Raw genomic sequence first — 4,602 nt, forward strand, 5'->3', positions numbered from 1 at the left:
GCCGCCCAGACGACCTCGGCACCCAGACCCGCCAGCTCCGCCGACAGGTCGGCCGCACCCGCGGCTGCCTCACCGCGACGGCTCACCAGCAGCAGACGCCGCACACCCTGCTCGGCCACTAGGTGCCGCGCGAACAGCCCGCCCAGCGAGCCACTCGCGCCGGTGACCAGCACCGTGCCCTCGGCGTCCCATGCGGCGGCCGCGTCGGCAGCCGCCTCGGCACGGGCCAGCCGGGGTGCCAGCACCCTGCCCGCGCGGACGGCGACCTCGGGCTCGCCCGTGGCGAGCGCGGCCGAGAGCCCCTCCGCGACATCGGTGTCGGAGTCGGCGCCGAGGTCGAGGGCGGGGTCGAGGTCGACGAGGACGATCCGGCCCGGGTTCTCGGACTGCGCCGACCGCACCAGACCCCGCACCGGGGCGTGTACGAGGTCCGCAGGGCCCTCGCCCGGTACGGCGGCGACGGCGCCGCGCGTCAGGAAGACGAGGCGGCCGTCCGCGAACCGGCGGTCGGCCAGCCATTCCTTGACCAGCGATAGGACCCGGCCCGTTTCCGCATGCACCGCACCGGCCATGTCGTCGCCGGCGGGCTCCGTGCAGGGCACGACGAGGGTGGACGGGATCCGACCGCCCTCGACGACCGCGACGCCCAGTCCGGCGAGGTCCGCGAAGGCCTGTGTGCCCTCGCCGAGCAGCATCCAGTCGTCGGACGACGCGCTCGCCGCGGCGGCCTCGACCCACTCCACGCGGTAGAGGGAGTCGCCGCGGCCGTGGGCCTGCCGGCCGAGCTGCTCGGGCGAGAAGGCGCGCAGCGCGAGGCTGTCGACCGAGGCGACGGGCGCGCCCGCCGCGTCGGCGATCTCCAGCCGGACCGCGTCCCGGCCGGCCCGGGAGAGCCGTACGCGCAGCGCGTCCGCTCCGGCGGAGTGCACCGATACCCCGGACCACGAGAACGGCAGCCGTGCCTGGCCGGTGTCCTCCACCAGGGAGCCGAGGTTGATGGCGTGCAGGACGGAGTCGAGGAGGGCCGGGTGGAGGGTGAACTGCTCGGCGCCGGGCCGGGTTTCGGTGCCGAGGCTGACCTCGGCGTACACGTCGTCGCCCTGTCGCCAGGCGGCGCGCAGCCCCTGGAACACCGGCCCGTATCCGAATCCGGCGTCCGCGAGACCGTCGTACAGGGCTTCGACGTCGACGGTTTCGGCTCCGGCCGGCGGCCAGGCGGCCAGGTCGTACGCCGGGGGCTGCTCCCCCGCCGTGGCCAGGACCGCGGTGGCGTTGCGCACCCACGGCTCGTCGTCGGCCGCGAGGCCGTCGCGGGAGTGGAAGACGACGGACCGGCGGCCCGACTCGTCGGGCGCCGCGACCGTGATCTGGAGTTCGACGCCGCCCTCCTCCGGGAGGACGAGCGGTGCGGCGAGGGTGAGGTCGTCGACGAGGTCGCAGCCGGCCTTCTCGCCTGCCTGGAGGGCCAGCTCGACGAAGGCCGTGCCGGGGAGCAGTGCGGCGCCCGCGACGCGGTGGTCGGCGAGCCAGGGGTGGGTGGCGAGGGACAGCCGGCCGGTGAGGAGGAGGCCGTCGGCGTCGGCCAGGGTGACGGAGGCGCCGAGGAGGGGGTGGTCGGCGGAGCGGAGGCCCGCGGTGGTGACGTCGCCGCCGAGGGTGCCGGCGTCGAGCCAGTAGTGCTCGCGCTGGAAGGCGTAGGTGGGCAGGTCCGCAGGCTCGGCTCCGGTGGCGGAGTGGAACGCCTGCCAGTCGACGGGGATGCCGCGGACGTGGACCCGGGCGAGGGCGGTGGTGGCCGTCCTCGCTTCGGAGCTGCCCTTGCGGAGCGTCGGGGCGAAGGCGGCGGAGTCGGTGTCGCCGGTCAGGCAGGCCTGGGCGAGCGCGGACAGGACGCCGTCGGGGCCGAGTTCGACGTATGTCGTCACGCCGGCGGCTTCCAGGGTGCGGATGCCGTCGAGGAAGCGGACGGCCTCGCGGACGTGCCGGACCCAGAACTCGGCCGTGCCCATCTCGTCGGAGACGAGGGCACCGGTGAGGTTGGAGACGACGGGGATGCGCGGGGTCTCGAAGGCGATGCCTTCGAGCGCCCGGCGGAAGTCGTCGAGCATGCCGTCCATGTGGGGCGAGTGGAAGGCGTGGCTGACCGTCAGCCGCTTGGTCTTCCGGTCGGCGAAGGAGGCGGCGACCGCGGCCGCCGCGTCCTCGTCGCCGGCGATGACGACGGACCGGGGGCCGTTGACGGCGGCGATGCCCACCCGGCCGGTGTCGCCCAGCAGCGGGAGGACCTCGTCCTCCGAGGCCTCCACCGCGATCATCACGCCGCCGGAGGGCAGCGCCTGCATGAGCCGGCCGCGGGCGGCGACCAGGGCGGACGCGTCCGGGAGCGAGAGCACGCCGGCCGCGTGGGCGGCGGCGATCTCGCCGATCGAGTGCCCGGACAGGAAGTCCGGTTTCACGCCCCAGGATTCCAGCAGCCGGAACAGGGCGACTTCCACCGCGAACAGCGCCGGCTGCGCGTACTCCGTGCGGTCCAGTGCGGCCGCGTCGTCCCCGAAGACCACGTCCTTCAGCGGGGCGGCGAGGTGGGGGTCCAGGGCGGCGCACACCTCGTCGAGGGTGTCGGCGAACACCGGGTGGGTGTCGTACAGTTCGCGGCCCATGCCGAGGCGCTGGCTGCCCTGCCCGGTGAACAGGAACGCGGTCTTGCCGCGGGCTCCGGCCTCGCCCAGGACGACCCGCGAGGAGGTGATGCCGCCCGAGGCGAGCGCGGCGAGGTCGGCGAGGGCCTTGTCCCGGTCGCCGGCCACGATGACGGCGCGGTGTTCGAGGGCGGCGCGACCGGTGGCCAGGGTCAGGCTGATGTCCTGCGGCGTCTGGTCGGGGTGGGCGCGCAGGTGGGTGAGGAGCCGCTCCGCCTGGGCGCGCAGGGCCTCTTCCGTGCGGGCGGACACCGGCCACGGCAGGACCGGGGGGACGACGACCGTACGGGGCTGCGGGCCGGACCCGTCGGGGGCGGCGCCGGCGGCGGCCGCATCGACGTCGGCGGTCGCGGCCCCGTCGACGTCGGCGGTCGCGGCCCCGTCGGGGTCGGCGGTCGCGGCCCCGTCGGGGTCGGTGTCGGTGTCCGCGGGGGCGGGTTCCGCGGGCGGTGCCTGCTCGATGACGGTGTGCGCGTTGGTGCCGCTGATGCCGAACGAGGAGACGGCGGCGCGCCGCGGGCGGCCGGTGTCCGGCCACTCCACGGCCTCGCGCAGCAGCGACACGGCGCCCGCGGACCAGTCGACCTTGGTGGACGGCTCGTCCACGTGCAGGGTCTTCGGGATCCGGCCGTGCCGGATCGCCATGACCATCTTGATGACGCCGGCGACACCGGCGGCGGCCTGGGTGTGCCCGATGTTGGACTTGACGGAGCCCAGCCACAGCGGGCGGTCCTCGGCGTGCTCCCGGCCGTACGTCGCGAGCAGCGCCTGGGCCTCGATCGGGTCGCCGAGGGTGGTGCCGGTGCCGTGGGCCTCGACGACGTCGATGTCGGCCGCCGTGAGCCGGGCGTCGGCCAGGGCCTGGCGGATGACCCGCTGCTGCGAGGGGCCGTTGGGGGCGGTGAGGCCGTTGCTGGCGCCGTCCTGGTTGACGGCCGAGCCGCGGACGACGGCGAGCACCCGGTGGCCGTTGCGGCGGGCGTCGGAGAGCCGCTCCACGAGGAGCATGCCCGCGCCCTCGCCCCAGCCGGTGCCGTCGGCGGCGTCCGCGAAGGATTTGCAGCGGCCGTCGAAGGAGAGGCCGCGCTGCTTGCTGAACTCGGTGAAGGTGCCCGGCGTCGGCATGACGGTGACGCCGCCCGCGAGGGCGAGCGAGCACTCGCCCTTGCGGAGCGCCTGCATCGCCAGGTGCAGGGTGACGAGGGAGGAGGAGCAGGCCGTGTCGACGGTCAGCGCCGGCCCTTCCAGGCCGAACGTGTACGAGACGCGGCCGGAGGCGATGCTGCTGGACGCGCCGGTGCCGAGGTAGCCCTCGACCTCCGGGGGCACGGCCCGCAGGCGGGCGGCGTAGTCGTGGTACATGACGCCGGTGAACACGCCGGTGCGGCTGCCGCGCACCGACGTCGGGTCGATGCCGGCCCGCTCGAACGCCTCCCACGAGATCTCCAGGAGCAGCCGCTGCTGCGGGTCCATGGCCGTGGCCTCACGGGGCGAGATCCCGAAGAACGCCGGGTCGAACCGGTTGGCCGAGTGCAGGAAGCCGCCCTCCTGCACGTAGCTGGTGCCGCGTCCGTCGGGGTCCTCGTCGAACAGCCGTCCCGTGTCCCAGCCGCGGTCGGTCGGGAAGGGCGAGATGGCGTCGGTCTCCCCCGCGACCAGCCGCCACAGGTCCTCGGGGGATTCCACGTCCCCCGGGTAGCGGCAGCTCATCCCGATGATCGCGATCGGCTCCTGCTCCTCCGACTCGACCTCCTGGAGCCGGCGGCGCGTCTCGTGGAGATCGGCCGTCACCCGCTTCAGGAAGTACCGGAGCTTTTCCTCGTTCATGCGTGCATCCCTCGTACAGAAGCCAGAGAGTCGGAAGAGTCAGAGTGGTGGGGCGAGCTGGAGCGGGGCGGCCGCG

1 protein-coding gene is annotated in these 4,602 nt (G+C 74.9%); it reads right to left on the reverse strand.

Features of this window, described 5'->3' with window-relative positions; translation table 11 throughout:
• Nucleotides 1-4,526 (reverse strand): beta-ketoacyl synthase N-terminal-like domain-containing protein (locus ACIQUT_RS39235; RefSeq protein ID WP_403570412.1); only part of this gene is annotated, 4,526 nt, incomplete at its 3' end.
• Between the last annotated feature and the right edge of the window lie 76 nt (nucleotides 4,527-4,602).

It is taken from the genome of Streptomyces sp. NPDC090445 (assembly GCF_044769385.1).
In the GTDB taxonomy this organism is placed as follows: domain Bacteria; phylum Actinomycetota; class Actinomycetes; order Streptomycetales; family Streptomycetaceae; genus Streptomyces.